At 59.9% G+C, this 26,592-nt stretch carries 24 protein-coding genes and 1 tRNA gene; 10 read left to right on the forward strand and 15 right to left on the reverse strand.

The features are described from left to right. Positions 1-81: 81 nt before the first annotated feature. From ACWTU7_RS15480 to ACWTU7_RS15490, 3 genes are all read right to left on the reverse strand, one after another. Positions 82-1,362: a sugar transferase gene (locus ACWTU7_RS15480; protein WP_455839150.1), complete on the reverse strand. Its 1,281-nt coding sequence runs from the start codon at positions 1,360-1,362 to the stop codon at positions 82-84. A 264-nt stretch (positions 1,363-1,626) separates the two neighbouring features. Further along, positions 1,627-2,190 (reverse strand): transcription termination/antitermination protein NusG, encoded by a 564-nt coding sequence (nusG, locus tag ACWTU7_RS15485; protein WP_455846525.1) that lies wholly within the window; start codon positions 2,188-2,190, stop codon positions 1,627-1,629. Positions 2,191-2,636: 446 nt separating this feature from the next. Further along, positions 2,637-3,227: a biotin transporter BioY gene (locus ACWTU7_RS15490; RefSeq protein WP_287383922.1), complete on the reverse strand. Its 591-nt coding sequence runs from the start codon at positions 3,225-3,227 to the stop codon at positions 2,637-2,639. Between the two features lie 116 nt (positions 3,228-3,343). Between ACWTU7_RS15490 and ACWTU7_RS15495 the strand changes: the two genes are divergently transcribed. Further along, a complete protein-coding gene (locus ACWTU7_RS15495; protein ID WP_455839148.1) occupies positions 3,344-4,252 on the forward strand; it encodes an MBL fold metallo-hydrolase in 909 nt (302 codons plus the stop codon). Between the two features lie 138 nt (positions 4,253-4,390). Here ACWTU7_RS15495 and ACWTU7_RS15500 read toward each other — a convergent pair whose 3' ends face one another. Genes ACWTU7_RS15500 through ACWTU7_RS15520 form a run of 5 tightly spaced genes read right to left on the reverse strand, consistent with a single transcriptional unit; the run spans position 4,391 to position 9,102 of the window. After that, positions 4,391-5,311, reverse strand: a complete 921-nt coding sequence (locus ACWTU7_RS15500) for a phosphorylase family protein (RefSeq protein ID WP_455839176.1) — start codon at positions 5,309-5,311, stop codon at positions 4,391-4,393. 14 nt (positions 5,312-5,325) lie between these two features. Further along, the gene (locus tag ACWTU7_RS15505; protein ID WP_455839147.1) at positions 5,326-6,117 is read right to left on the reverse strand and encodes an ABC transporter permease; all 792 of its coding nucleotides are present in this window, start codon (positions 6,115-6,117) and stop codon (positions 5,326-5,328) included. After that, positions 6,110-7,000, reverse strand: a complete 891-nt coding sequence (locus tag ACWTU7_RS15510) for an ABC transporter permease (protein WP_095518329.1) — start codon at positions 6,998-7,000, stop codon at positions 6,110-6,112. The genes ACWTU7_RS15505 and ACWTU7_RS15510 overlap by 8 nt, the downstream gene beginning before the upstream one ends. Beyond that, complete coding sequence (locus ACWTU7_RS15515; RefSeq protein ID WP_455839175.1) at positions 6,997-8,034, reverse strand: ABC transporter ATP-binding protein; 1,038 nt, start codon at positions 8,032-8,034, stop codon at positions 6,997-6,999. The genes ACWTU7_RS15510 and ACWTU7_RS15515 overlap by 4 nt, the downstream gene beginning before the upstream one ends. A gap of 27 nt (positions 8,035-8,061) precedes the next feature. Next, a complete protein-coding gene (locus ACWTU7_RS15520) occupies positions 8,062-9,102 on the reverse strand; it encodes an ABC transporter substrate-binding protein (protein WP_455839146.1) in 1,041 nt (346 codons plus the stop codon). Positions 9,103-9,207: 105 nt separating this feature from the next. Between ACWTU7_RS15520 and ACWTU7_RS15525 the strand changes: the two genes are divergently transcribed. Further along, a complete protein-coding gene (locus ACWTU7_RS15525) occupies positions 9,208-10,299 on the forward strand; it encodes a LacI family DNA-binding transcriptional regulator (RefSeq protein ID WP_455839145.1) in 1,092 nt (363 codons plus the stop codon). A gap of 202 nt (positions 10,300-10,501) precedes the next feature. Here the strand turns inward: ACWTU7_RS15525 and ACWTU7_RS15530 are convergent, their stop codons facing one another. Both ACWTU7_RS15530 and ACWTU7_RS15535 read right to left on the reverse strand, forming a co-directional pair. After that, positions 10,502-11,284 carry a DUF1499 domain-containing protein gene (locus ACWTU7_RS15530; RefSeq protein ID WP_455839144.1) on the reverse strand — a complete coding sequence of 261 codons (783 nt, stop codon included), beginning with the start codon at positions 11,282-11,284 and terminating at the stop codon, positions 10,502-10,504. Between the two features lie 78 nt (positions 11,285-11,362). Further along, positions 11,363-12,991, reverse strand: coding sequence for a fatty-acid--CoA ligase (locus ACWTU7_RS15535; protein ID WP_455839143.1), 1,629 nt, complete (start codon positions 12,989-12,991; stop codon positions 11,363-11,365). Between the two features lie 181 nt (positions 12,992-13,172). On the opposite strand from ACWTU7_RS15535, the gene ACWTU7_RS15540 reads away from it, so the two are divergent. Continuing rightward, positions 13,173-13,529, forward strand: coding sequence for a hypothetical protein (locus ACWTU7_RS15540; protein ID WP_455839142.1), 357 nt, complete (start codon positions 13,173-13,175; stop codon positions 13,527-13,529). Between the two features lie 237 nt (positions 13,530-13,766). Continuing rightward, entirely contained in the window at positions 13,767-14,156 is a 390-nt protein-coding gene (locus ACWTU7_RS15545; protein ID WP_455839141.1) for a DUF427 domain-containing protein, read from the forward strand. 68 nt (positions 14,157-14,224) lie between these two features. On the opposite strand, the gene ppdK is transcribed toward ACWTU7_RS15545, so the two are convergent. Beyond that, positions 14,225-16,903, reverse strand: coding sequence for a pyruvate, phosphate dikinase (gene ppdK, locus ACWTU7_RS15550; protein ID WP_455839140.1), 2,679 nt, complete (start codon positions 16,901-16,903; stop codon positions 14,225-14,227). A 209-nt stretch (positions 16,904-17,112) separates the two neighbouring features. Here ppdK and ACWTU7_RS15555 point away from each other — a divergent pair, with 209 nt between their 5' ends. After that, positions 17,113-17,457, forward strand: a complete 345-nt coding sequence (locus ACWTU7_RS15555; protein ID WP_455839139.1) for a VOC family protein — start codon at positions 17,113-17,115, stop codon at positions 17,455-17,457. A gap of 148 nt (positions 17,458-17,605) precedes the next feature. Further along, positions 17,606-17,680: transfer RNA gene (locus tag ACWTU7_RS15560), tRNA-Gln, on the forward strand. Positions 17,681-17,946: 266 nt separating this feature from the next. Here ACWTU7_RS15560 and ACWTU7_RS15565 read toward each other — a convergent pair. The 4 genes from ACWTU7_RS15565 to ACWTU7_RS15580 form a co-directional block, all read right to left on the reverse strand. After that, the gene (locus ACWTU7_RS15565; protein ID WP_455839174.1) at positions 17,947-19,215 is read right to left on the reverse strand and encodes a cation:proton antiporter; all 1,269 of its coding nucleotides are present in this window, start codon (positions 19,213-19,215) and stop codon (positions 17,947-17,949) included. 279 nt (positions 19,216-19,494) lie between these two features. Next, positions 19,495-21,267: an SLC13 family permease gene (locus ACWTU7_RS15570; RefSeq protein WP_455839173.1), complete on the reverse strand. Its 1,773-nt coding sequence runs from the start codon at positions 21,265-21,267 to the stop codon at positions 19,495-19,497. A gap of 174 nt (positions 21,268-21,441) precedes the next feature. After that, positions 21,442-21,699, reverse strand: coding sequence for a hypothetical protein (locus tag ACWTU7_RS15575; protein ID WP_240992546.1), 258 nt, complete (start codon positions 21,697-21,699; stop codon positions 21,442-21,444). Between the two features lie 88 nt (positions 21,700-21,787). After that, positions 21,788-22,720, reverse strand: coding sequence for a complex I NDUFA9 subunit family protein (locus tag ACWTU7_RS15580; protein ID WP_455839138.1), 933 nt, complete (start codon positions 22,718-22,720; stop codon positions 21,788-21,790). A gap of 322 nt (positions 22,721-23,042) precedes the next feature. On the opposite strand from ACWTU7_RS15580, the gene ACWTU7_RS15585 reads away from it, so the two are divergent. The 4 genes from ACWTU7_RS15585 to ACWTU7_RS15600 all read left to right on the forward strand — a co-directional run bounded on the left by ACWTU7_RS15585 (position 23,043) and on the right by ACWTU7_RS15600 (position 26,592). Further along, complete coding sequence (locus tag ACWTU7_RS15585; protein WP_095518422.1) at positions 23,043-23,654, forward strand: cupin domain-containing protein; 612 nt, start codon at positions 23,043-23,045, stop codon at positions 23,652-23,654. Between the two features lie 119 nt (positions 23,655-23,773). After that, complete coding sequence (locus ACWTU7_RS15590) at positions 23,774-24,712, forward strand: ABC transporter substrate-binding protein (RefSeq protein WP_029355684.1); 939 nt, start codon at positions 23,774-23,776, stop codon at positions 24,710-24,712. Between the two features lie 75 nt (positions 24,713-24,787). Continuing rightward, a complete protein-coding gene (locus ACWTU7_RS15595; RefSeq protein ID WP_455839137.1) occupies positions 24,788-25,585 on the forward strand; it encodes an ATP-binding cassette domain-containing protein in 798 nt (265 codons plus the stop codon). Further along, positions 25,582-26,592, forward strand: coding sequence for an ABC transporter permease (locus ACWTU7_RS15600; RefSeq protein ID WP_455839136.1), 1,011 nt, complete (start codon positions 25,582-25,584; stop codon positions 26,590-26,592). The genes ACWTU7_RS15595 and ACWTU7_RS15600 overlap by 4 nt, the downstream gene beginning before the upstream one ends.

Raw genomic sequence — 26,592 nt, forward strand, 5'->3', positions numbered from 1 at the left:
TTTAGAAACACAACCATAGCGTTCTCCAGTCAAACGATGCAGCGTTCGACCAATGGAACCAGACTGAATTCAACTTGGCTATTATCGGGACCCAAACCCGCTTAGCATCGTTTTCAGGGTCCTTAGCACAATAACGATATCGAGCCACGGCGAGAAATTCTTGATGTAATAGAAGTCATAGTGCAGCTTCTCGATCTCGTCGTCGTCGTCCGACACATATCCCTGATTCACCTGAGCCCACCCGGAAATTCCTGGACGAACGATATTGCGGTACCGATAGAACGGCAGCGCCATCGAATAATGAGAAGACAACACCGTCGCTTCGGGGCGGGGCCCAATCCAGCTCATTTCCGAGCGAACGATATTTATCAATTGCGGCAGTTCGTCAATTCGGCTCCTGCGAAGGAAGCGGCCGAGCCGGGTAATCCTGGTATCGCCCGGCCTGGTGACGGCGAGACTGCGAACGTTTGCCGCCTCAGGTGCGCCGACCGCCATCGTCCGGAACTTGTAGACCGTAAATGATTTTCCGCCGTAGCCTAGGCGCTCCTGACGAAATATGGCGGGGCCAGGGGATTCCAACCTGATCATCAGCGCAATCAACAACAAGAACGGCGCTAGCATAATCAGTGCCAACAGGGCGCAAACCCAATCGATCGCCTGCTTGATTTTGATGTATGCCTGGTTGGGATTAAGCGAACCCAAAGTATTTTCGGACAAATGCTCGATTTCGACGCGACCCGTCAGCGATTCCCTGATCTGCTTGACGTGATAAACAGGAACGCCTGCGAGAGCCTGATCGGCTATGTAGCGCTCCCAATCGTCGGATAGCTCGGCACGAAGGTCGGCAACGACGCCGCTTACTCGGTCAACGACAATGTCGGGGGAGCCGAGCCAATGCCAGTTCACGCCGCTAATCTCTTCAAGACGACCGACAGCCCCCCCTGGAACCACGGCGAGGCTGTAAGGATCCAGGCGCCGGCTCAGGATGCTCAAACCGAAATACCAGAAGATGGACAGCGTCAAACTGCCGGCTGCCTGGAAAGCGCTATAGTCAATTCGGAACAGGAAAATTACGAGATATACAAGTCCGTAAGACAGAGCGAAGGTGGGCATAATGTAACCGGCGGCCGCGACGCCCGGCAGATTTATTATTCGCCTAAAGAAAAAAAAGCCTGCAGTATGTGCGATAATTCCCGCGAAGATCGTAATCTGAATGTTGGAATAGTACAATATATTTGGATCGGTCAGCATCCTAATCAGCGCGGGCGTTAGAATTGCAAAAGCCAATCCACCAAGAAGCTGAAATCTAATCCGGTGCAGCAGGTGCCGTTGGTTTTGCGGCTTTATGATGGCAATATTCAATTCAGAGTGCTCTCTAATGGGTCACCGAAAACCAGTCAGGAAACATTGGGAATTCCATGTAAAATTCAGAAATTCTCTGGCTCCGTGTCCATTCGCGCGCAAGGCAACCTTACGAAGCATAGCGAACACTGTAGCTGCTGCGGCAAGAATCGCTTTCGTTCTACCGGTATGCTTCGGCTCCAACAATGGCTACCGCACTCCCGGGTGAAACCCGAGAGCCGACCTTGCAACAGCTTGCATCGCATAACCGAGCGTCGATTACGGCTATGCGATCGCGACGAGTTCCCTTGAATCCATGTCAACAGGGATCTCGCCATTCATGATGGCAACCAGCACTCGCGCCCTTCCGGCTGGATCGAGCCGGTCAAGGCGACCGATCATCTCCGCGAAAGGACCTGAAAGAATCCGAACCGATGCGCCCGCAGCGAGGCCTCCGCTGAAATCAAGCAGGCCGTCCCTGCCGGTCAGAGCTATGAACCGCTCCACCAACCCCGACGGGACCGGCAATGGCCGTTCGCCCTGCATGATGAGTGAGCGCACGCCGAACGTTCCATTGACCGAACGCCACCGCTGCAGCGCGACATCGAGGGCGATGAACATGTAACCTGGAAAATAGGCCGCCGGTCGCGTCTCGATGCGTCGGGCATGACGTGTGGTCTTCTCGCGGCGAGGTGTAAACGGGTGAAACCCCTGTATCCGAAGATGCCGTTCGGCGACGTCTTCTTTTCCCGGAAATACGCTGGCGGCATACCAGCGTGCTGCGGTGCCGGTTGCGGGCCGTCGCAACGATTTAACAGCCTTACTCGTTGTTTCTTCCAGGCTAATCACGCGTCTCTTTCGGCGGTTTTCGGCATGGTCAATGTCAAGGGTTACGACAGCGTGGAGGTACCAGCAAGCAGCTATCTCGCGAAAATCAAGGCGATTCGTCTATAAAATTCCGCGAATGATCCATTAACCTTAGCCGTGCCTAATAGATGATCGAGCCGCTTTCTTTTTTGCTATGCGAGAATCGATTTCGGGCAGTTACGTCGATGTGTAGCTGCTTGGTTACGCTGGCTCGCGACGAATCGCTGGCTGTACTGGTCCTTAATCGGTCGATTTGACCATTGTGTGACGGTATCGTTAGCAAAGTGTTGCGAAGCAGATGCCGACCAATTGGCGCCGGCTTGCGTTGGCGAGAAGTTTCGACAGGCCCTCGCTGAAACAGGGACCATTCACGCAATCACATCCCTGTGGTTGCCGATCAGTGCCGCGTCCGATCCATCGACTGGAATTCAGGAGCGCTTCAGCAGCGACCAGACGGCTGGCACAAGGCTCGCCGCCAGGCCGACCTTGATCAGGTCGCCGACGATGAAGGGCACGACGCCGAACTGCCATGACTTTTCCGGGCCGATGAGTAGCGCCAGCCAGGCAAAACCCATCGCCATCATGACGATTTCGGCAACCAGAATCGCGTTGAAGAGCTTGATCGGATGGCGATCCCAACCGCGATCAGCGGCCCAACCGACGATCGCCGCCATGACAACGAAGCCAGCAAGATAGCCGCCGGTCGAGCCGAGCATGTAAGCGACGCCGATGCCCTTTTCCGGCGTGCCCTGGAAGACCGGAAGACCCATGGCGCCCTCCGCCATGTAGAGAAGCAGCGTGGCGACGCCGAGGCGCATGCCGAATGCTGCGGCGATCAGAAAGACGGCTAAGGTCTGCATCGAGATGTCGACCGGCCCGAGCAAAACTCTGGTCTTGGCCGACAAGGTCAGCACCAGCGTTCCAACGATCGCCAGCAAAAGCTGCATCGCCAGGCGGGCCGCGCCCTTTTCAGGCAGAGCGAGAGAAACAAGCGGACGCATCGTCGTTGCAATTGCCATGGTCTTCCTCATATCGGACTGCCGCAGATCGCGGCCTTGCGTTTTCCTATATTGGCTTCCGTGTTATGCGGCAATCGGTTTTGCCGTCTCTAGAACAGGGCTGAACGACATTCGCCATGGCGCTGAAATTCGACACAGACTTCGACCCGTCCTACGGCCAGGGCGTGACCGTTGCGCCCGACGTGCTTCGGATTACCGCGAAAAATCCCAGCCCGTTCACCTTTCACGGCACCAACAGCTACATCGTCGGACGCAAGACGCTGGCGGTGATCGATCCGGGGCCAGATGACGATGCGCATCTCAAGACACTGCTCGAGGTGATCGGAGACAGGTCGGTCAGCCACATATTCGTCAGCCACACGCATCGCGACCATTCTCCGCTGGCAGCGCGGCTGAAGCAGCACACCGGGGCAATTGTATTGGCCGAAGGTCGGCATCGGCCGGCCAGGCCGCTGCGCATAGGCGAGGTCAATCCGCTCGACGCCAGCGCCGACACCGCCTTTTATCCGGATATCGCGCTTCCCGATGATACGATGGTCAAGGGCGACGGTTGGGCGATCAGAACGGTACTGACGCCGGGTCACGCTGCCAATCACGCGGCTTTTGCGCTGGAAGGAACCGGTATCCTGTTCTCGGCCGATCACGTCATGGGTTGGTCGACCTCCATCGTTGCGCCCCCGGACGGCGCCATGGCCGACTATATGGCCTCGCTGGATCGGCTGATCGAGCGCGACGACCGCCTGCTGCTGCCCGGCCATGGCGGGCCGGTGACAGCGCCGCGCAGTTTCATGCGCGAGTTGAAGACGCATCGCCGAATGCGCGAACGCGCGATCCTGGAGCGGATCAGAAGCGGCGACCGGACGATCAAGGAGATGGTCGCGGCGATCTACAGAGATACCGACCCGCGCCTGCACGGCGCTGCCGGCCTGTCGGTGCTTGCCCATCTCGAGGACCTGGTGGCCCGCGGCCTCATCACCACCGACGGCGACCCGGCGATCGACGGCATATTCAGGCTGCCTGGCTAAGAGGCCGCCACGAACTCGCACTAAAGCGCGTCGCATTTGACCGGCTCAGGCGACGCGCTTTAGGTGGTTGTTTTATGCATGTCGTTATCGCAAAACCGCTGCACACTTTTGCGCGACATGCATTAGGCTCCTGAAAGCTCAGAACCGGCTGGAACGCTCTTCTGGTTGAGGCGACTTCAGACCCTGGCAAGAGCATTCCGGACTGGCCGGAAGTCGCGCGGCGGTCTCCAGCGCAACCCGCGAGGCTGTCATGGAGAGATTGGGCAGCACGTCCTCCTGCAGCAATTTCTGGCGATTGCGGTCCATATAGTCGTTGAAGCCCGCCGTCACGAACGCGCAGGGCACGAAACACGCGCCAATCTCGCGCGACAAGGTTGCCTCAGGGGCGATGGAATGGTTGAGCACATCCGCCCCCATTCCCCGATACGCCAAGGCTTCGGCTGGCGTTGTCAGTCGTGGCCCATAACAATGGGCAGCCACCAACTGCTGTTCGATGCCATGAACGCGGCATTCGGCTGGCCAATGGCGGCGGGCCGTTTCGACCAGAACCGCCGCACATCTGGGACAGACGATCTGCTTGCCCGAACAGTCGAAGCTCTGGCGGTCAGGAAGCAGTGAAAACGGGGTCTGCGTCAGTTCGATGATATCGGCGTTCACCACCATGTCGCCGGGCTGGATCGCCTTGTTGACGGCGCCAACGGTCGAGCAGGCGAGAACTTGCCGTACACCCGCTTTCATCAATACCCAGAACGCGCGGCGATGGCAGGAATGGTCGATATGGTCGCGGGGATTGCCGTGCGAATACATGCACAGCGCCCGCTTCGCTCTCCCTTCGGCTGTAATCGAGGCATCGAACTCGAGCAGCTTCCAGTTGTCGGTACGACCGAAAGGCGTTTCAAAACTCATGTCGCGCCGCAACGTGCGCACGCCATCGAATTCGACATCTTCCGGGAAGGCAAGTCCCCAGTTTGCCGATCCGGTGATGATGGCCAACCCTACCTGAGGTATATCAGTTGATTGATCCGCCGGAGCACCGGCTGCGCGATGATTTGTGGGCATGCTTCCAGTCTCGGTCAGGATTTTTGTCGAAGGGTCACAATCAGGACGAGGGCCACGACGATGACGGTCCACAATGTCGAGATCGCCGCAATGGTCGGATCGATCTGATCGCGCAGCGACACGAACATGAGCTTCGGCATCGTGCTGTTGCGACCACTTGCAACGAAGATCGAAATCACAGACTCGTCGAGCGACGTCAGGAAGGCCATCAATGTCGCCGACAACAAACTGATCCGAAGTTGCGGAACGATTATTCCGCCAATAGCTCTGGCCCAATTCGCACCGAGGCTACGCGCCGCCTGAACCTGGTTCCAGTCAAAGCGAGCCAGGGCGGGCAACAGCACAATGCACGCTACCGGAACGGCCAGCACCACATGTCCGACCAGCACACCGAACAACGTTCCGACCAAACGTTGTGCCGCCAGCACGAAAAAGAGGCCGATCGCAAGCAGGATTCCTGGGGTGATCGAGGGGGTGAGCAGGACGCTCTGGATGATCGCAGCGGTCTTCCCGCCCAGCCGATTCATTGAAATGCAGGAGAGCAGCGCAAAAGGCACCGCGATCAGCGCCGTCAATGTCCCAAGGGTCAGGCTCGTCCTCAGTGCAGCCATCCACGTTGTCGAGCCGAAGAAGTTCTCGTACCAGCGCAACGAGTAGGCGTGCGGCGGAAACTCGAGGAGATTCGACGCCGAAAACGAAAGCGGCACCACCACGAGCGTCGGCAACAACAGAAATGCCATGACAAGAGCGGCAAAGCTCCAGAGGACAATGCGGGCGAGCCTGTTTTGCGGATAGGCTTCAAGCATGGGCGGAGGCTTCCACCGTGTTCTGGGCCAGCAGGCGGCGTGCCGCCAGCAGCATCACACCGATCAGCGCCATGAGAACGAGGAGCAGAATGCCAAGGACGCTCGCCGACCCCCAATCCTGAAAGGTCGATAGCGTACGCTCGATCCGGGTAGAGAGAGGATTTACCTTGCCGCCGCCAAGCACTGCCGGCGTGATGAAAAAACCTATGGAATAGATCAGGACGATGATCGAACCCGAGAAGATGCCGCCGGCCGAAAGTGGCATTATGACGGTGCGGATGACCTGCCCGAGTGTGGCTCCCATGCTCGCTGCCGCGCGAATGAGGTTTGGGTCGATATCGCGCATCGCGGCATAAACCGGCAGCAGAAAAAGCGGCAGCATGTAGTGAACCATGCCGATGAGCGTTCCGGTGAAGTTATAGACCAGCGGCAAAGGCTCCGCTGTCAGGCCCGAACCAGTCAAAGCCGCGTTGATCAGGCCATCACGCCGCAAGAGCACGAGCCAGCCATAGGTGCGCACCAGGATAGCGGTCCACAATGGCAGCATGACGAAGGCCATCAGTACGTTGGCCACCCTTGGTCTGGCGCTAGCCAAAGCGAGTGCCAGCGGGGTGCCTAGAAGAATGCAGATCGCCAGCGTACCGAGGGACAGTTCAAGGGTTGTGACGAGCGCCGACCATGTCAGTCCGCTCGAAAGTACCTTCGCGTAGTTGCCGACAGTGTACTCACCCCCTGTGGTCAGGAAAGATTGCCGGATGATCCAAAGGATGGGCAGTATCGCCGCCAGTCCAACGATGAACAGCGCCGGGAGCGAAAGCGAAAGAAAAAACCGCCGCTCGCGGCGCGCATCCGCCACGAGCGCTGGATCCGGAGTGACGGTCACGCCATCGCTCCCGGTATCGCGTGAACCTTCGCCGCTGGTGCATATGCGGTCATCCGCTGACCGGCGGCAAGCTCGGCGCAGCCGCTGGCCAGCGCTGCCGGAATGCAGACAAGAACCTCTTGCCCACCGTCGAGCGCCAGCGTCAAAAGCCAGTTCTCGCCGCGGAACGCTTTGGCGCGCAGTATTCCTTCGAGAGCCACTCCGTCTTCCCCGACGAGCTTCGCATCAAGATGGAAGCTTTCGGCGCGAATCATCAGAGTTTCGCGTGACGCTTCGGCGCCGTCGATCCTGCGCACCGAGCCTGGCGCCACAATGTTAGCCTCGCCCATGAACTCCGCGACGAAGCGGGTCGATGGACGATTATAGATCCGCTGCGGCGTATCGATCTGCTGGATGCGGCCGGAGTTCATCACCGCAATCCGGTCAGACATAATCAGCGCTTCGCGCTGATCGTGGGTCACGTAGATTGTGGTGATCGCCAGATCATCGTGCAGGCGCCGGATCTCATACTGCATGGTTTCGCGCAGATTCTTGTCAAGCGCCGACAGCGGCTCGTCCATCAGCATCACGCGCGGTTCGAAGACGATTGCCCGCGCCAATGCCACCCGTTGGCGCTGGCCGCCGGACAGTGCGGCAACATTGCGCTCCGCCAGACCATCCAGCTTCACGCGGGCCAAGGCGGCAAGCGCCCGCTGACGCGCCTCCGCTCTGGGCGTCTTGCGCAGCGCCAGCGGATACGCGACATTCGCCAGGACATTCATGTGGGGAAACAAAGCGTAATTCTGGAACACTATGCCGATGTCCCGTTTGTTGGGCGCCAGGCGAGTGATGTCCCGATCGCCCAACAAGAGTTTACCGGAATCCGGCCGGACAAAACCGGCCAGAGCCATCAGTAACGTGGTCTTGCCCGATCCCGATGGCCCGAGCAGCGTGAGGAATTCGCCCGCTTGAATGTCGAGCGAAACATCATCCAGTGCGATGTAGGACCCGTAAGCCCTGCTGACGCTGTCGATGGTGATCGGGAGCGACTTCATCATCTGCTCCAGCCTTGCAACTGAGACTCAGCGGCTCATCATCTCATCGAAGGCTTTTTGGGCAGCCTCGCCGTTCTTGACCCACCATTCTGAATTCGAAAACACCGAAGTGCCGGCATTTTCGGGCGCGGTCGCAAGCGTCTTCAGGCGATCCTCGGGAATGAGGCCACCCTCATACGCCGCAGGATTGACCGGGCCATAGGCAATGAAATCGGTCAGCTTCGCAACTCGCGCGGGCTGCGTCATCGCTGCGATGAGCTTCATGGCGGCTTCCTTGTTCGGCGCTCCCTTCGGCACTCCAAGGCAGTCCGTGCCGATGACCGACCCCTTGAACGTGTAGTCAGCCGCGCCGCCATCTGCTTTCACAGTCTCTGCCCGTCCGTTCCAGGTGACGACCAGATCCGCCTCACCGTCTTTCAGCAACTGGGCGGACTGAGCTCCCGAGGTCCACCACACGGCGACATGTGGTTTGATTGCTTCAAGCCGCTTGATGGCGCGCTCCAGACCTTCCGGCGTGCTGAGCACGGAATAGACATCCGCCGGCGCCACGCCATCGGAGAGAAGCGCGATCTCGATCGAGTCCTGCGCATTGGCGCGCAACGCGCGGCGGCCCGAGAATTTGGCAACGTCCCAGAATTCCGCCCAGGTCTTGGGCGGGTTCTCGCCATAGGTCTTGGTGTTCCAGGACATGACGGTGCCATAGGAATCGAACGGATAGCAGTAGTCGGACTTTGCGCCGTCCGGCACGGATTTGGGATCGATGATCATGTAGTCGAGTGGCTCCAGCAGCGACTGAGCGGCCGCCTGGGCGCCTTCCGGTGAGCCCAGGTGAATGACGTCGGTCGCTACCGCACCCGAAGTGACCTGCATCTTCAACGCGGCCAGGCCGTCGCTCTGGGTCTCCTCGCGGACATCATAGCCGAGCTCTTTTGCAGCCGGGCCCCACATGGCCTCTTTCATGGCGTTGCCATAATCGCCACCTGCGGTCGTGATGGTGACTGTTTGCGCATGGACGGGCAAGGCAGCCGAGATTGCGAATGCTGCAAGGGAAATGCGTAGCCAAGACATAGGTTCTCCTCCCCAACTTTTATCAAATGTTGCTCGAAATGGCCTTTTATTTTTAATCGTAACGTTACGATTGCATCTGAATGCGCTGGAGTCAAGCTGCTTCCTATGGCAGTTTGGATTGACCGGGATGTCGAATCCGGTAACGTTATGGCGGTCAGCAAATCAGCCGGCGCTTTCGCAAATGAAGTCGGGCGAACAATGGCCAATCTAAAGCAGATCGCGGCGGAACTTTCCCTGTCGGTGACCACGGTGTCCCGCGCTCTGAAGGATGGGCCGGAAGTGCAGCCCTCGACCATAGCCCGCGTCAAGGAGGCGGCTAAGCGGGTCGGCTATCTACCAAATCATCATGGTCGTGCGCTCAAAACCGGTCGAACGCTGACGCTGACGGCAATACTCCCGATGGAGACACGAGACCATCTGTCCGATCTGTTGAAGCTTCCTTTGATCGAAGGCATGACGCTGGCGGCGCGGCAAGCCGGGTATAGTCTGTCCATCTATTCCACCACTCCCGACGACGATCCCGTCGAGAGTGTGCAGCGGCAGCTTCAGGCGCGAAGCACGGACGGCTTGATCATCACGCGCTTGGTGTCGGGTGATCCGCGCGTCAAGCTGCTGTTGGACAAACGCATGCCATTCGTCGCGTTTGGAAGAACCGACCTGGATGCCCCGTATCCCTATGTCGATGTCGACAATGAACAGATTGCCTACGAGGCAACCCGACGGCTCATGGATAAGGGCTGTCGACGCATTGCACTGCAACTGCTGGTTCCGGAGGATCAGGCGAGTGCCATGCGTCTTGCCGGGTATGGAAGGGCAATGGCCGAGGCCGGTATTCCGATCGACCAATCGCTGATCGGTCATGGCATGTTCACCATGGAATCGAGCGCAGCCTGGTTCGATCGCTTGCTGGCTTGTTCAGATCCACCGACAGGCTTGGCATGCGCCAACGAACTGGGCCTTCTAGGGGCGCTACACGCTCTTGGCAGAAGAGGCCTTGCGCCGGGGAGCGACGTCCACATTGTCACGCGTGACAGCACGCAGCTGGCACGCTTCCTGCCGGCGAAGATTGGAGTTCATTCCGTGGACATGGCGGGGGTCGGACGCAAACTCATCGAAGTCCTGGAGAGCCGGATCATTAATCCGCTGGGGCCAGTGGAGACAATCTTGCTAAAGGGTGACTTCGACCCTGGCGAGTAGTCTGCTTCACGGCGCAACCGATCGCCGCAATCCCGCAACCGTCCCGTCGAGCGGAGCACGTACGTTTCGACTGCAGGGGGCCGGCCCATGTATTCAAGGCGACTGGCGAGACAAGTCGAATAGTCTCCGGCAACCCGTGATTGTATTAGCCGCGTTTCTGTGGCGCCGAGCGATACCGCTTGGCTGCAATATGCTCTGGACATCACTCGACCGGGGCCGTGCCGACCTGGCCGGCGACTTCCTGATCCAGCTCGGCGAGGAAATCGACGATGCGGGCCGCATTGTCGCCAAGGTCGTAGCGGCCGTAACGCGAGGCCGAGCGCATGTCGACGATGACCGTATCGCCATCGTCGGTCACACGGATGGCGACGTCGGCGGGAAGGCTGAGGATGAAGCTCTTGGCCAGGGCGCTGATCGTCACCTCGCTTTGCCCGATCGCACGGGGAAACGGCGCCGTTAGCTGCCAATCCCGACGATCGAGCACGGTTTCGACTGCCTCCAGAACCCGATCGAAAGGCAGATTGTAGCTGCGTCCGGTGACAAGCGGATAGGTCTCGGTCTGCAGGCGCTGCTCGCCCGGGGTCGGTGGCGAAAGCGCGTTCATGTCCCCGGTCCGGGTGCTGGTGTCGAGCACCGGCGGATCGTCGAAATCCGTCGAGATGTCCCTGAGTGGCGGAGAAGTCGCTGCCCAGTAGGCAGCGATACCAAAGGGAGCAAGCACCAACAGTGCCAGCACCGTGCCGACGGTGAGATCGCGACCGCCACGGTCGCCGAAATTCCACAGTCTCGAAAAGGCAAATCCGGCGAACAACAGCGCAAAGGCGGCAAGCAGCGCGACAATACCGAGCACCCAAAGGAAGGCCGGCGTTTCAACAAGCTCATATCGGTGGCCGACGAGGACGGTCAGGAGCAGGACCGCCGAAAAAGCGCCTGTCCGCCGCGACCAGCCGGCCGCCTTCGACGTCTGTCGCTCGGGAATGTCCATTGTTTTCTGCACTGCTCCACCCGAACGAGCGTTTAGCGCCGTTTATCGGCGGCTGGAAGGAGAAAGACAGCATCTCAGTCAATCCGTTGGCAGACGATAGTCCCTGAATTGCTGGCGCAAGGTGGTCTTCTGGATCTTGCCGGTAGCGGTGTGGGGAATTTCGCCGACGAAGGCGACGTCATCCGGCATCCACCACTTCGCCACCTTGCCATCCATGAAAGCGAGGATATCCATCTTGGTCGGCTCCCGGCCGGGCTTGCGGACGACGACAAGCAACGGCCGTTCGCCCCATTTCGAATGCTGGATGCCGATGGCGGCCGCCTCCGCCACATCCGGATGGCCGACCGCGAGATTCTCGAGCTCGATGGTCGATATCCATTCGCCGCCCGACTTGATGACGTCCTTGGCGCGATCGGTGATCTGCATGTAGCCGCTCGGGTCGATATGGGCGACATCACCGGTATCGAACCAGCCTTCTTCATCGAACTGTTCGGATCCGATGCCGCCATAGTAGGCGCGCGCGACAGCCGGTCCGCGGACCTTCAAGCGTCCGAATGTCTTGCCGTCCCATGGCAGCGTGTTGTTCTCGTCGTCGGTTACCTTCATTTCGACGCCGAAGGGCGGATAGCCCTGCTTGCTCTGGACGTCGAGCCGGGCTTCGCCTTCAAGCCCGGCATAGCCCGGCTTCATTGTACACAGCGTGCCGAGCGGCGACATTTCGGTCATGCCCCATGCATGGATGACCTCAACATCGTAATTGTCCTGGAACTTCGTTGTGATCGCACGCGGGCAGGACGAGCCGCCGATGACGACCTTCTTCAGATAGGGAAGTTGTTTGCCGGTCTCCTCCAGATGCTGAAGCAGCATCAGCCACACTGTCGGCACCGCAGCGCTGAACGTCACCCTTTCGGTGTCGAGCAACTCATAGATCGAGGCGCCGTCCATCTTGCAGCCAGGCATGACCAGCTTGGCGCCGATCATCGGCGCGCTCTGGCCAAGACCCCAGGCGTTGGCGTGGAACATCGGCACGACCGGCAGTATTGTGTCGCGCGACGAGAGCCCCATCGCGTCGGGCATCGCGGCGATCATGGCGTGCAGCACGTTTGAGCGATGGCTGTAGAGGACGCCTTTCGGATCGCCTGTCGTGCCCGAGGTGTAGCACATGCCGGCGGCGGTGTTTTCATCGAACGTCTTCCAGGTGAAGGCGCCGTCGGCTTCGCCAAGCCATTCCTCATAGGCAACGACGTTCGGCAGCACCGTTTGCGGCATGTGCGCCTTGTCGGTCAGCACGATCACCTGCTTCAGCGATTTCACCGCGCCGGCGATCTTTTCAAGCAGCGGCATGAATGTCAGATCGACGAAGATCGCCTTGTCTTCGGCATTGTTCATGATCCAGACGATCTGCTCGGGAAACAGGCGCGGATTGAGCGTGTGATAGATCGCGCCGACACCCATGATGCCGTACCAGGCTTCGATGTGGCGCGCCGTATTCCAGGCCAAAGTGGCGATGCGGTCGCCGAGTCCAAAGCCATCACGCTCGAGCCGCTCAGCGACCCGCAGGGCGCGGCGATGAATTTCGGCGTAAGTGGTCCGGACGATAGGGCCCTCGATCGAGCGCGACACGATCTCGCGTTCGCCGTGCTGCCTGGCTGCGTTGTCGATGAGCTTGTGGCAAAGCAGCGGCCATTCCTGCATCAGTCCGAGCATTCTTTCCTCCCATTGGTTTTTCGTTCCATTGTGGGACGAACAAGCATATTGTCCAGCCATGACCGGGCAGAAGCAGCGCATTGGTCGAAAAGACAGGGAAAAACCGCCACAATCCGGCCATCGTCGGCGTTAACTTTGATTAATTGGGCAGGGGTGCGATTGGCGAATGAAAGAGGTTCGCATGGACGCGCAGCTCGAAGACAAAACTCTCGAAGATACGCTCGCCGAAAGCCTGACCGATCTGGTGCCGGACGCCAAAACCGTTTCCGAAGACGAATTCGTCGAAGTTGTCGGCGGCGCGCTTGAGGCGGTCGGCGGCACGCTGCTGTTCAAGATGTGCGTTCAGAACGAAGGCGAAGGCCAGCACGTCGCCGCGGCTTGCGTCGGCGATGGCGGCAACCGCCAGTTCCTGCTCCTTACCTTGCCGACCGGCGGTGGTGCACTCAAGGTCGAAACCGCGTCGAGAAGCACCAATCCGGTTGCCGGTATCGCCGCCGCCTATGCCGGGCTGTTGGATGCGTTTCAGGCTGCCGCCTGATCGGTCAACGGCAAGGTCGTTTGACGAGAGATCTGCCAACGCCGAAGGCGATGGTTTTTGAGTCCCGTATTCGACGGGGGCCTTGCGCGGCGCGCACGCCGGACACACCTTAAAGCGCGTCGCGTCAAAGGACTTCACGCTACGCGCTTTAAGTTCTTATTTTTATTCCTGTCGTTATCCCAAAACCGCTGCGCACTTTTGGGCGACATGCATTAGGTCGTGCAAGGAGAACCCCTCATGGACCAGATCGCCAATCCGTCACCCGGCTTTCAAAGCAACCCGGGTAAAGTGATCACTGTCGAGCCCTACATCGGAACTGTGACCGTACGCGCCGGCGACGCGGTCATCGCCTCGTCTAAGAGGGCCAAGGTGTTGACCGAATCCTCCTACCCCCGGGTCCTCTACATTCCATTCGAAGACATCGATTTCGACCAGCTTCGCAAGACGGAATTGTCGACTCATTGCCCATACAAGGGCGATGCGAGCTATTGGAGCGTGCTGCCTGCCGCGGCAGCAGGCAAGGATGCGATGTGGGCCTATGAGCAGCCTTTCGACGAGATGATCGAAATCCGCGATCACGGCGCGTTCTATCCCAACAAGGTGATGATCGAAGCCAAACCAGCCTGAGCGGGGACGGCTCGAGACCTGTCCTTACCGATCATCCGGTGGAACGGTCACGGCCAGCGTCGTGCCCTTTACGCGCGACCGTTCTTTGCAGCCTGTACCGCCGCCTGCGCGGCAGCCAGCCTGGCGATAGGCACGCGGTAGGGCGAGCACGACACGTAATCGAGGCCGACCTCCTCGCAGAAATGGATCGATGCCGGATCGCCGCCATGTTCGCCGCAAATGCCGAGCTTGATCTCCGGCCGCGTCGCCCTGCCTTTTTCGGCTGCCATCCGCACCAGTTCGCCGACGCCCTCAATGTCGAGCGACACGAACGGATCCTGCTCGATGACGCCCTTCTGGCGATAGGTCTCCAGGAAAGAGGCCGCATCGTCGCGTGAGATGCCGAAGGTGGTCTGGGTCAGATCGTTAGTGCCGAAAGAGAAGAATTCGGCCGCCTCGGCAATGACATGGGCGCGGAGCGCGGCGCGCGGCAGTTCGATCATCGTGCCGGTAAGATAATCGATCTTGACGCCGGTCTCCTCCATTACGCTCTTGGCGACGGCGTCGATCCGCGCCTTGACATAGTCGAGCTCCTTCACCAGACCGACCAGCGGCACCATGATTTCCGGAACCACCAGCGCGCCGGCCTTCCTGCCGGCCTCGACGGCGGCCTCGAAAATGGCGCGCGCCTGCATCTCTGCGATTTCGGGATAGGAAACCGCAAGCCGGCAGCCGCGATGGCCAAGCATCGGGTTGAATTCGTGCAGGGCTTCGGTGCGCTGCCTGAGCTTGTCGGGCGACACCTTCATGGCAGCAGCGACTTCGGCCACCTCTTCCTCGGTCTTGGGCAGGAATTCGTGCAGCGGCGGATCAAGCAAGCGGATCGTCACCGGCAGGCCGGCCATGATCTCGAACAATTCGAGGAAATCCGAGCGCTGCATGGGCAAGAGTTTTGCGAGCGCCGTTCGCCGGCCCTTTTCCGTGTCCGCCAGGATCATCTCGCGCATGGCAACGATACGGTCGCCCTCGAAGAACATGTGCTCGGTGCGGCAAAGTCCGATGCCTTCGGCGCCGAAGGAACGCGCCATGCGCGCGTCGAGCGGCGTCTCGGCGTTGGTGCGCACCTTCATGCGACGCACGGCATCGGCCCATTCCATGATGGCGGCGAAATCGCCCGAGAGTTCCGGCTGCAGCATCGGTACGGCGCCCTTCAGCACCTGGCCGTTACCGCCATCGATGGTAATGATGTCGCCCTTGCGGAACGTCGACCCCATCGCCATCAGCGTGCCGGCTCTGTAGTCGACGCGCAGCGAGCCCGCGCCCGACACACAAGGCTTCCCCATGCCGCGCGCCACCACAGCGGCGTGGCTGGTCATGCCGCCACGCGTGGTCAGGATGCCTTCGGCCGCATGCATACCGTGGATGTCCTCGGGACTGGTCTCGATGCGCACGAGGATCGCCTTGCGGCCTTGCGTCTTAAGCTCCTCGGCGTCGTTGGAGGAAAAGACGATCTCGCCGGTGGCTGCACCCGGAGACGCGGGCAGACCGATGCCGATCACATCGCGCGCCGCCTTCGGATCGATGGTCGGATGCAGCAACTGGTCGAGCGAGGCCGGATCGATGCGGGCGACGGCCTCCTCCTTTGAGATGAGCTTGTCGCGCGCCATGTCGACCGCGATTTTGAGCGCCGCCTTGGCGGTACGCTTGCCGGACCTCGTCTGCAGCATCCACAATTTGCCGCGCTCAATGGTGAATTCGAGATCCTGCATGTCGCGGTAGTGCTTTTCAAGACGGTCGGAGATGGTGACGAAAGACTGGAAGGCTTCCGGCATCAGCTTCTGCAGCGACGGCTTGTCGGAGCCGGCGGCAATGCGCGCCGCCTCGGTGATGTTTTGCGGCGTGCGGATGCCGGCGACGACATCCTCGCCCTGCGCATTCACCAGGAACTCGCCATAGAGCATCTTTTCGCCGGTGGAGGGATTGCGGGTGAAGGCGACGCCGGTGGCCGAGGTCTCGCCCATATTGCCGAAGACCATGGCCTGGACGTTGACCGCAGTGCCCCAGCTTTCGGGAATGTCGTGCAGGCGCCGATACGTGATGGCGCGGTTGTTCATCCAACTCGAAAACACGGCGCCGATCGCCCCCCAGAGCTGCTCGTGCGGATCTTGCGGAAACGGTTTGCCGAGTTCCTCCTCAACCTTGGCCTTGTAGAGTGCGATCACGCCCTGCCATTCGATGGCCGTCAGTTCGGTATCGAGTTCGTGGCCGAGCCCGCCCTTCTGGTCTTCGAGGATTTCTTCGAACACCTCATGGTCGAGGCCCATGACGACATCGGAATACATCTGAATGAAACGCCGGTAGCTGTCATAGGCAAAGCGCGCATCGCCCGAATCGGCGGCCAGCGCCTCGACCGTCTCGTCGTTCAGACCGAGGTTGAGCACGGTATCCATCATGCCGGGCATCGAAGCGCGGGCACCGGAACGCACCGACACCAAAAGCAGTTTCGAGGGATCGCCGAAACGGCGCCCGGTCAGCCGGCCGATGTGGTCGAGCGCAACCGCGACGTCCGCCTCCAGCGAGGCCGGGTACGTGCGGCCGTTGGCGTAGTAGGCGTTGCAGACCTCGGTGGTGATGGTGAACCCCGGCGGCACGGGCAGACCCAGGCTGCACATTTCGGCCAGATTGGCGCCCTTGCCGCCCAGGAGGTTCCTATCGCCGGCACGGCCTTCCGCAGCGCCGTCGCCAAAGGTGTAGACCCATTTGGTCATGCTTGCTCTCCGGTTGCAGGAGATTGAAAAGATTGGCGAAGCCGAAATTTCGCCGTGTCCCATCCGAGCGATATGATGCTGCAGTGCGAAAGGCAAGGCGTCGCCAAAGCCGGCCGGCTTCTACAATCGATTAAGAAAAAGCGATGGCGAAAAGACTTGCGGCTCGGCGGCCATTTGAGTAGAACATAACGGGAACCCTGGGTAACACCGTGAAACTGACCGGAAAACTCGATTATCTGGAAATGCCGGCAACTGGTGGAACGCTGGATAGGCTCAAGGCTTTCTACAGCGCCGCCTTTTGCTGGTCGTTCACCGACTACGGGCCGACCTATTCGGCCTTTTCGGAAGGTCTTGACGGTGGCTTCCAGGCTGATGCCGGCGAAGCGCCCGCCAAGCCGCTTCCTGTGCTTTATTCCGAGGATTTGGAAGAAACCCTGGGCGCCGTCGAAAATGCCGGCGGCACGATCGTCAAGCCGATTTTCTCATTCCCTGGTGGCAGGCGGTTTCATTTCGTCGATCCGGCCGGCAATGAAATGGCCGTCTGGGGTGAATAGACGCCATCGCCCGACAGCAGACGATGATATGCGAACGCCAATCTGCGGGAACCGGTGGATCAGTCCCGCGCACTTGCTATTCTCGGCATTGAGCTTTCCGTCGGCTCGTCCTATAAGGCCGCGCGCACAGCGGGCATGTTCCCGCTGTTGGGGCGTAGCCAAGTGGTAAGGCATCGGTTTTTGGTACCGACAATCCCAGGTTCGAATCCTGGCGCCCCAGCCAGTCATCTGATAATGAAACCAACAGCTTAGTTCACCTTTAAGACAACCGCGCGGTGCAGTTGTCGAGATCAACAATAGTCCCATTATTTCGACAGCGTCTGTAGCTGCCAAAAATATAAATCTCATTGCGCCGTTCCCTGCGGTGATTCCAGCGCTCTCTCCGCCAGCGCATCGGCAACGGCCATTCAACTCAGGTCGACTACTTTAGATGCTTGGATCGTCACAACTGACTTGGTGCCACTGATCCATCTGCCGCTCGCGTCTGGCCTACCTGGGCCGAGTTCGGGGCATCCTAAGCCAAGAGCGTGGTCGGCCGCGGTCCAACTGCTGCATGACCGGGGTCACCATAACCCCATGCATAACAATTGAACTCAGAACGGCGAAGCAGACGGTTACCCAAAGAATTGTCGCACCCTCGAATTCAGCCTGTCCAAGTGCAAATGCGAGGTAGTAGAACGATCCAAGGCCGCGTATTCCAAAAAAAGCGATCACGGCCTTTTCGCGTGATGACGTCTGAAATCCGATTAGCCCAACCCACGCCGCGAGCGGGCGCACAACGAAAAGCACCAAGGCGGTCGTGACGATCACCTGCCAACTCAAGGCGCCAAAAATCGACCCTTCTGCGATGGCTGCCCCAAAGCAGACCAGCAGGACCATCATCAGCAATCGCTCAATCTGCTCCGCGAAGTCGTGCAAGCTCTCATGATACTCGTGCTGGCGTTCGACAGACCGTAGCGCAACGGCCGCGACGAACACCGCAAGGAAGCCGTAGCCGTGAAGCATTTCGGTCGAGCCGTACGCAAGGCAAGTGATACCGAGCGCAACGAAGCCGTCTCTCGTCTCTGACAAACCCGACCGTTTTGGCAGATGAAACGTAAGGTAGCCCATAACTTTTCCGCCCAGCCATCCGATGCCAACGCCTGCGGCGATCTTCCAGAGAACGTCAACGGCGAGCCAGCGTGAGAAGAAAGGCTCGCCGGACGCACTGGACAGCGCAATTGCGATGGCGAGATAGACGAACGGAAACGCCGCTCCATCATTGAGTCCGGCCTCGGAGGTGAGAGCAAAACGCACATCATCCTCCTTGCCGGATTGCGGTGGACCAACCTGTATGTCGCTTGCCAGAACAGGATCAGTAGGCGCGAGAGCAGCCCCAAGCAGAAGTGCGGCAGCAAGGCCAAGCCCGAGAATTGACCAGCCGAGAACTGCAATTCCTGCGACCGTCAGAGGCATGGCGATGCCGAGAAGGCGCCATGACGGCTCCCAACCCCGCCAACTCACCGGCCGGTCCAGCTTCAGGCCTGCCCCCATCAGGGCGACGATGATAACCAACTCTGTGAGGCGCTCGGTTAGTATCCGGTTCTCGAGTGGGTTCACCCCTACGAGCGGAGAGAATGGCGACCAAACCAAAAGAACCCCGATCCCGATGCAAACCATTGGCAGCGAAACCGGAAGCTTCCTAAGAAACAGGGGTAGCCAGGCCGTGAGGAGCACGATTGCTCCAAAAACCGCCAAGAGGAGGGCATTGGATTGCATGTGGCTTAAGCCGTTGACGGCATGTTCGAAGCGCCAACATGCTTCCAACCCGAGCACAAACAGGCACCCCTCCTTACCCAATATTCGCTCGCCATATGCTTCCCCAACGCGTCGTTCGACCGACGCAATCGTAGCACGGACATGGAGCCGCTGTCCGCGCCCTAAGGCAGATCACCGTCGGCGGCGACCCGGCGGCCTATATGCGGAGGCGCTATCGCGGCTTATCCTTCTCGAAATCGGTAGCTAAAGCTCGAGCAGGATTGATCCGTCCGCCGCACATCAGTTCATTGGCCATACGATCATTAGCATCGGCACAGCAACGATGACGACGAGGAACGATAGCGGCAGTCCCAGACGTGGATAATCGCTGAAGCGGTAGCCGCCCGGCCCCATGACGAGCGTGTTGCACTGGTGGCCGATCGGGGTGAGAAAATCGCAGCCGGCGCCAATGGCGACCGCCATCAGAAATGCTTCCGGCCTGTAGCCGAGATCGCGGGCGAACTCGGCGGCGATAGGCGCCATGACCAGAACGGTGGCGGCATTGTTGAGGAATGGTGTAACGGCCATGGCAGCGACAAGGATGAGCATCAATGCGCCGGGCGCCGGAAGAACGGTGCCCAGTCTGGCAAGCTCGCCGCCTATTACTCCTGTGGCCCCTGTACTGCGTAGCGAATCGCTCACTGGAATGAGAAGGGCGAGCATGATGAGGATCGGACCATCCAACGATTGGTAGACGTCCCGGACCGGAATGACCCTGAAAAGCACCATTCCGACCGCGGCCGCAAAGAACGCGACGGAGACCGGGAGCAGCCCAAACGCAGTCGCCAACATAGCGAGAGCAAGGATCGTTACCGGCACGATACCCTTGCGCACGCTACCAAGCAGGATAGCCCGTTCTGCCAGCGGCAGGCAGCCGAGTTCACGCAGTATCTCGGGTATCGTCGCTGCATTGCCCTGCAACACGATGACATCACCGAGCCTTAGCTGGATTTCTGCCAGCCTACGGTCGAGGCGCTCGCCGTGACGGCTGACAGCCAGGAGGTTGACATTGAAGCGGTCGTAAAGGGCAAGGCGCTGGGCTGACCAGCCGATCAAAGGGGAGCTTTCACCGATCACGGCTTCGATAGCGATCATCTCGCTGGCCGTGTCGTCACTGCCGACCCTATCGCCCGTGACGCTGAGCTTGCCCTGCGAGACAAGGCGATCCAGCGCCTCTGGGTCGCCCTCGAGCAGCAGGATGTCGTTCGCTTTGAGGACAACATCGGGCAGTGGCGTCATACGCATAGTCCGGTTGCGCAGGATCGACGTCACGATAGCATCGCCGCCGGACAGCTTAATGAGGTCTGCGACGGTTTTCCCAAGCACCGTGGAATCGCTGACAATTCGGGCCTCTGTCAGGTAATTCTTGATATCGATGGCTTCATTCACCGACCCGCCGAGCTTTTCGCGCACCGGTAACAGCCAATAGAAAAGCAGCAGGAAGATCGTTCCGGCGGCGGCTAGGGCGGCTCCAACAGGTGTAAAGTCGAACATTGTGAAGGCGGTGCCGGTCAGCTCCTCCCGCACACGGGACACAACGATATTGGGAGATGTTCCCACCTGCGTCATGAGCCCGCCGAGCAGTGATCCGAACGCCATAGGCATCAGGAATATCGAGGGTGAAACGCTCGACCGGCGCGCGAACTGGAAGGCGATCGGAATCATGATAGCGAGCGCACCGATATTCTTTACAAAGGCAGACAGGATCGTGACCACGATCACCAGCAGCGCCAATTGCGACCGAACGCCCGATAGGTTGGGAACAAAGCGCTTGATGGCGATTTCCATGATGCCCGAGCGGGCTATGCCTGCGCTCACCAGCAGGGCACTGCCGACAATGACCACGATATCGTCGCTGAACCCGCTGAAGGCCTCGTCAAAAGGCACGATGCCAACCGCGAGTGCAAGCAACAGTGCCGCGGCTGCGACCAGATCATATCGATACCGACCCCAAACGAGCGCCGCCATCATCACGAAGATGACGGCGAACGACAGAATTTGCGGCGTAGTCATGTCTTCGGATGCTCCGCCGCTAATGCGGCTGATCAGAACGGCCAAACCGCCCTTTTGTTGCCTTCGCTGATCACGGTTTTGCTAACACGGTTCTAAATGCTGAGCTTCCATCCTTGCGAACAAGCCCGTGTCGGCGATGGTCCTGCCTCTTGGGGCCATCGTGGTAGCGTTGCATCAAGGTGCGCGATCGGTCAGTGCGCTTGCACCTTCCTCCGCGGCGCAATGTGCGCAGCAGTAGATAATGTCACCTTGTTCGACGCCATGTCCGATGATCCGGCACCCGCAATGCGGGCAGAGCGGCGCAAGTTTGTGGATCGCGCATTCGAAGCTGTCGAACGTATAGGTTTCCTCAGCTAGCTTCACTTCGAAAGCCTTGTCGTAGTCATTCCCGCATTGATCGCATCTGGCCATAGTTCTTTCCTTCTTCTTCATTGGCTCAAGCTCGACCAACCCGCCGCATGGCGACAGGTTCCCGTCAGCATCGTAGAGTCATTAAGCAGGAGACGAGCGCGAGCCGGCGTCACGCGCGCCGATCGATCAAGCGGATCACCTCCTCGATGCCCCGCGGCTCGATGTCGAGTTCCTTCAGGCCAGGCGCGCCGATTGCTGCCACATTGTCGTGCCGCATAAGATCGACCTGGTTGCGCGTTATGGGCGCGGCCGGAAGGAGTTCCGCGACGCCGGCCAAGGCGCCCCACGCCGCAAACGGCACCGGCATCAGCCTGATGTGGGTACCGAGCTGTCGGGCGATCTCCCGCAGCAGTTCCTTATAGGTGTAGATGCGCGGGCCACCGAATTCGAGTGTAAATGAGCCCTTGTGGTTTCGCCCGTCGATAAGCCGGCCCACTGCTTCTGCGACGTCTGCCACATAGACCGGCTGAAGCCGTGTGCCACCATCGCCGAACAGCGGATAGACCGGCAGGAGACGTATCAACCTCACAATCGTCGTGAGGAAAACGTCGTCAGGTCCTGTCATGACGGCGGGACGAACAATGAAGGCGCCGGGAAATGCGCTCGCCACCGCCTCTTCTCCGCGACCACGAGCCCCAATATATTTCGAATCCGATTGAGGATCGGAGCCGATCCCCGAAATCTGGACGAACCGGTCTACCCCGCCATCGCGCGACGCAGCGGCGAGATCAGCGGCAGCTTTCACATGCACGCGTTCAAACGTCTGCGCACCCTGCTCGACATAAAGACTGACAGCATTCACGATCGCCTGTGATCCGGCAATGGCCGAGCCGATCGAGGACGCATCCAATATATCCGCCTCGACGGCTTCGGGCATCCTTGCAGTCGAAGAAAAGACCGGGCCCACACGGGCCGGGTGGCGGGATGCGGCGCGGACCGTGAAGCCTCTTTCAAGGAGCCGTTTCACAATCCTGCGCCCGAGAAAGCCTGTTCCGCCGAACACAGTGGCGATCCGTTCCGTGTTGAGATCGTCAGGATCCATCGCCATCCCTTCTTCGCGTGCCGGCCAAGCGCCTGCCGCGAGGATTGCCCCTGGCCGGCGTATGAACCAGCCGTCGAACATCAGGACGCTTGGAGAACAACGCAGGAACGCTTTTTGTTCCAGTCAGCGCTGGGTTGATCGGGGGACGGCCGATGTCGCCATAGAAGGCGAGTGTTTGACGCTGAGTTGCTTTATCCGTGCTATCAAGACTGGTCGAGGCACTGCAGCGTCGAAATTGACAAATCATCGCTTGCAAATCGGTCGCCGCTGTCTTTTGCTCGCGCGACAGTTGTCCCATGACTGTTGAATGGTTGGCGAACGGATGAACAAAATCGATCGGCGACGGCCAGAGTCTGAAGCGGACGCCACCGTAAATGCCGCGCGGCTTGGAACGCGGTTGCGCCTCGCCCGGCAGACACGGGGCATGACGCTGAAGACGCTGGCGACAGCTGCGAACTGCTCTGAAAGCCTATTGTCCAAGATCGAGAACGGCAAGGCTTCGCCATCCCTGCCCATGCTTCACCGCCTGGTCGAAGTTCTGGGGACCAATATCGGCTGGATGTTCGAACAGGTCGACGACGACGAGGCGATCGTGTTCCGCGCAGGCGCGCGGCCATTGATCTCGCTCGACGCGCTGAGGCGCGGCGAGGGCATTTCGCTTGAGCGCATCATTCCGTATTCGCCCGGTCACCTGCTGCAGTGCAATATCCATCATATCGAGGCGGACGGCGAGAGCGAAGGTCCCATCCAGCATGTCGGCGAGGAAGTCGGCTATGTGCTCGCTGGCCGGATCAAGCTGATCGTCGATGGCAAGAGCCATGATCTCGCCACTGGCGATGCGTTCGTGTTCAGGTCGGAGCTGCCGCACCATTACCGCAACATCGGCAAGGAGAGAGCCAGCATTTTCTGGGTCAATACGCCGGCGACGTTCTAACGGCGCCCAGAGATCAAATTCGTTGACAAGTATTCAAGTCTCTTGAATGTTTGCCTCGTGCCTGTAGCACCAATGGGACCAGCCGAACAGGTTTGGCCCGCAAGCAAGGGGAACCGTAAATGCGTCCGTTCAAACTTCTCTTCCGTTGCGCCGCCGTCATCGCCATTTGCTCGACCGCGATGGGATCGGCGTTCGCCGATACGTTCGCTCTCGTCAACATCAACCAGCAGGCCCTGTTCTTCAACCAGATCAATGAGGGCGCGCAGAAGGCCGCCGACGCCGCAGGCGCCAAGCTGGTCATCTTCAATGCCAACAACGTGCCGAGCGCGCAAAATGACGCGATCGAGAACTACATCACACAGAAAGTCGACGGCATCATTTTAGTCGCCATCGACGTGAACGGCGTCAAGCCTGCAATCACCGCCGCGAAGGCGGCCGGCATCCCCGTGATCGCCATCGACGCGCAGATTCCCGACGGCGACAATGTTGCGTTCATCGGTGTCGACAACGCCAAGGCTGGCGAGGATATCGGCAAATTCTACGCGGACTATGTCAAGTCGGAGATGGGCGGCACTGCCAAGATCGGCATTGTCGGCGCGCTTAATTCGTTCATCCAGAACCAGCGGCTCGACGGTTTCAAGAAGGCGGTCACTGACAGCGGCTTGGCGATCACCTTCCTCGACACGGTCGACGGCCAGAATGTTCAGGAGACCGCAATGAGCGCTTCGGAGAATTTGATGACCGCCAATCCGGACATGACGACGCTATATGCGACCGGCGAGCCGGCGTTGCTCGGCGCTGTTTCGGCCGTAACCAGCCAAGGCCGCACCGGCGACGTCAAGGTGTTCGGCTGGGACCTGACCAAGCAGGTTATTCAGGGCATTGACGATGGTTGGGTGGTGGCGGTCGTCCAGCAGGACCCTGCCGGCGAAGGCAAGGCCGCTGTCGAAGCATTGACCAAGCTCAAGAAGGGCGAAACGGTCGAGCCGATCATCAATATTCCGGTGACGATCGTGACCAAGGAGAATGTCGAGCAATACCGCGCGATGTTCCAGTAAACTGCGTCGATGACCGGTCCGCGGCGCCGCTTGAGGCTACGCCGCGGACGCTTTGCAAATCCCGTGGGATCCAAGATGAGCAGTAGCGAGACCTATCGGGTGCGGATGAGCGGCATCTCAAAGCGCTACAACGCCATCCAGACGCTCGATGATGTGTCGCTGGTGCTGAAGCCGGGCGAGGTCCTGGGACTGGTCGGCGACAATGGCGCGGGAAAGTCGACATTGAGCAAGGTGCTGTCGGGGGCGGTGGTTCCCGATGCCGGCACGATCGAGATCGATGGCATGCCGGTGACCTTCAACTCGCCGGCGGATTCGCGTGCAGCGCGCGTCGAGATGGTCTATCAGGATCTGTCGCTCTGCGACACGGTCGATGTCGCCGGCAATCTCTTTCTCGGCCGCGAGCCGCGCCGCCGCATCGCCGGCATTTCCTTTCTCGACAAGAAGCGCATGCACGAACAGACGCGCCAGATGCTCGATCGACTCGGCATCGTTATCGCCGACACGCGGCTCAAGGTCGAGAACCTGTCCGGCGGACAGCGGCAGTCGATCGCGATCGGCCGCGCCGCCTCGTTCGAGCCGTCCGTGCTGATTATGGATGAGCCGACGGCAGCGCTTGCCGTCGCCGAGGTCGAGGCTGTGCTCGACCTGATCCGCGCAGTGAGCGCCCGCGGCGTCAGCGTTATTCTGATCACCCACCGCCTTCAGGATCTGTTCCTCGTATGCGACCGCATTCAGGTCATGTACGAAGGACGCAACGTCGCCGAGCGGCTGATCGGCGAAACCAATATCGAAGATGTCGTCAACCTTATCGTGGGCCGCAAATTCAGCGCTCGTTCGGCCACCAGCGCCTATCGCGATGGAGCGCCAGCATGAGCGACGTGAGTTCGACCCACTCCGCTCAGTCTCGAAGGGTTCGCGAAGGCACATGGCGAGATGCGGTGCTCGCCAATGGCAGTGTCGTGTCGATCGCGTTGTTCTTTCTTGTGGTTTGCGTCATCTTCTCGGTGACGACGGACGCCTTTCTGACGTCGCCCAATCTGCTGAACATCCTACGGCAGTCGGCCCCGCTGCTGATCGTCGCCGCAGCGATGACCTTCGTCATCACCACGGGCGGCATCGACCTTTCTGTCGGCTCCGTGCTGGCGCTGGTGGCAACGTTGTCGGCGACACTGCTGCAGCTGGGCCTGCCATGGCCGGCGGTCATCCTGGCCATGCTTGCGCTGGGTGCCTTGCTTGGCGCGGTGCAAGGCTATTTCGTTGCTTATGAGGGCGTCCCGGCCTTCATCGTCACGCTTGCCGGGCTGTCGGTGATCCGTGGCGTGGCGCTGCTGATCACCGGCGGCTACTCGATCCCGATCGAGCCGGGAAGCCCTTTCACGGTGCTGGGCCGCGCCTGGTTTCTTGGCGTGCCGGCGCCTGCGCTGATCGCGCTGGCGATCCTTGCGATCGCCTATGTCGCCTTCAACGAGACGCCGTTCGGCCGCTACGTGACCGGCATCGGAGCCAATGCCGAAGCGGTTAGACGCGCCGGCGTCAACACGCGGCTGACGACGCTTTTCGTTTACGTGATTTCCGCCGCCGCGGCAGCGCTTGCGGGGATCATCATTGCGGCCCGGCTCGGATCCGGATCGTCGAATGCCGGGCAAGGCTTTGAGCTCGAAGTGATCGCTGCCGTCGTGCTTGGCGGCACCAGCCTGTTCGGCGGCCGCGGAACGATTATCGGCACGGTGCTCGGCGCGCTTACCGTGGCCGTCATCGGCAACGGCCTGATCCTGGCGCATCTGTCGCCCTTCCTGACGCCGATCGTGACCGGAACGATCATCCTGGTCGCCATCTGGCTGAACTTCCGCCTGTTCCGCGGCGCCGTACGGAGCCGTTGA

It is taken from the genome of Mesorhizobium sp. BHscii, assembly GCF_053848065.1.

Bases quoted from the DNA above. Each gene is read 5' to 3' on its own strand.
- ACWTU7_RS15490 (WP_287383922.1), bottom strand. From the start codon at position 3,227: ATGGCAATTGCAACGACGATGCGTCCGCTTGTTTCTCTCGCTCTGCCT.
- ACWTU7_RS15495 (WP_455839148.1), top strand. From the start codon at position 3,344: ATGGCGCTGAAATTCGACACAGACTTCGACCCGTCCTACGGCCAGGGC.
- ACWTU7_RS15500 (WP_455839176.1), bottom strand. From the start codon at position 5,311: ATGCCCACAAATCATCGCGCAGCCGGTGCTCCGGCGGATCAATCAACT.
- ACWTU7_RS15505 (WP_455839147.1), bottom strand. From the start codon at position 6,117: ATGCTTGAAGCCTATCCGCAAAACAGGCTCGCCCGCATTGTCCTCTGG.
- ACWTU7_RS15515 (WP_455839175.1), bottom strand. From the start codon at position 8,034: ATGAAGTCGCTCCCGATCACCATCGACAGCGTCAGCAGGGCTTACGGG.
- ACWTU7_RS15520 (WP_455839146.1), bottom strand. From the start codon at position 9,102: ATGTCTTGGCTACGCATTTCCCTTGCAGCATTCGCAATCTCGGCTGCC.
- ACWTU7_RS15525 (WP_455839145.1), top strand. From the start codon at position 9,208: ATGGCAGTTTGGATTGACCGGGATGTCGAATCCGGTAACGTTATGGCG.
- ACWTU7_RS15530 (WP_455839144.1), bottom strand. From the start codon at position 11,284: ATGGACATTCCCGAGCGACAGACGTCGAAGGCGGCCGGCTGGTCGCGG.
- ACWTU7_RS15535 (WP_455839143.1), bottom strand. From the start codon at position 12,991: ATGCTCGGACTGATGCAGGAATGGCCGCTGCTTTGCCACAAGCTCATC.
- ACWTU7_RS15540 (WP_455839142.1), top strand. From the start codon at position 13,173: ATGGACGCGCAGCTCGAAGACAAAACTCTCGAAGATACGCTCGCCGAA.
- ACWTU7_RS15545 (WP_455839141.1), top strand. From the start codon at position 13,767: ATGGACCAGATCGCCAATCCGTCACCCGGCTTTCAAAGCAACCCGGGT.
- ppdK (WP_455839140.1), bottom strand. From the start codon at position 16,903: ATGACCAAATGGGTCTACACCTTTGGCGACGGCGCTGCGGAAGGCCGT.
- ACWTU7_RS15565 (WP_455839174.1), bottom strand. From the start codon at position 19,215: ATGCAATCCAATGCCCTCCTCTTGGCGGTTTTTGGAGCAATCGTGCTC.
- ACWTU7_RS15570 (WP_455839173.1), bottom strand. From the start codon at position 21,267: ATGACTACGCCGCAAATTCTGTCGTTCGCCGTCATCTTCGTGATGATG.
- ACWTU7_RS15575 (WP_240992546.1), bottom strand. From the start codon at position 21,699: ATGAAGAAGAAGGAAAGAACTATGGCCAGATGCGATCAATGCGGGAAT.
- ACWTU7_RS15580 (WP_455839138.1), bottom strand. From the start codon at position 22,720: ATGGATCCTGACGATCTCAACACGGAACGGATCGCCACTGTGTTCGGC.
- ACWTU7_RS15585 (WP_095518422.1), top strand. From the start codon at position 23,043: ATGAACAAAATCGATCGGCGACGGCCAGAGTCTGAAGCGGACGCCACC.
- ACWTU7_RS15590 (WP_029355684.1), top strand. From the start codon at position 23,774: ATGCGTCCGTTCAAACTTCTCTTCCGTTGCGCCGCCGTCATCGCCATT.
- ACWTU7_RS15595 (WP_455839137.1), top strand. From the start codon at position 24,788: ATGAGCAGTAGCGAGACCTATCGGGTGCGGATGAGCGGCATCTCAAAG.
- ACWTU7_RS15600 (WP_455839136.1), top strand. From the start codon at position 25,582: ATGAGCGACGTGAGTTCGACCCACTCCGCTCAGTCTCGAAGGGTTCGC.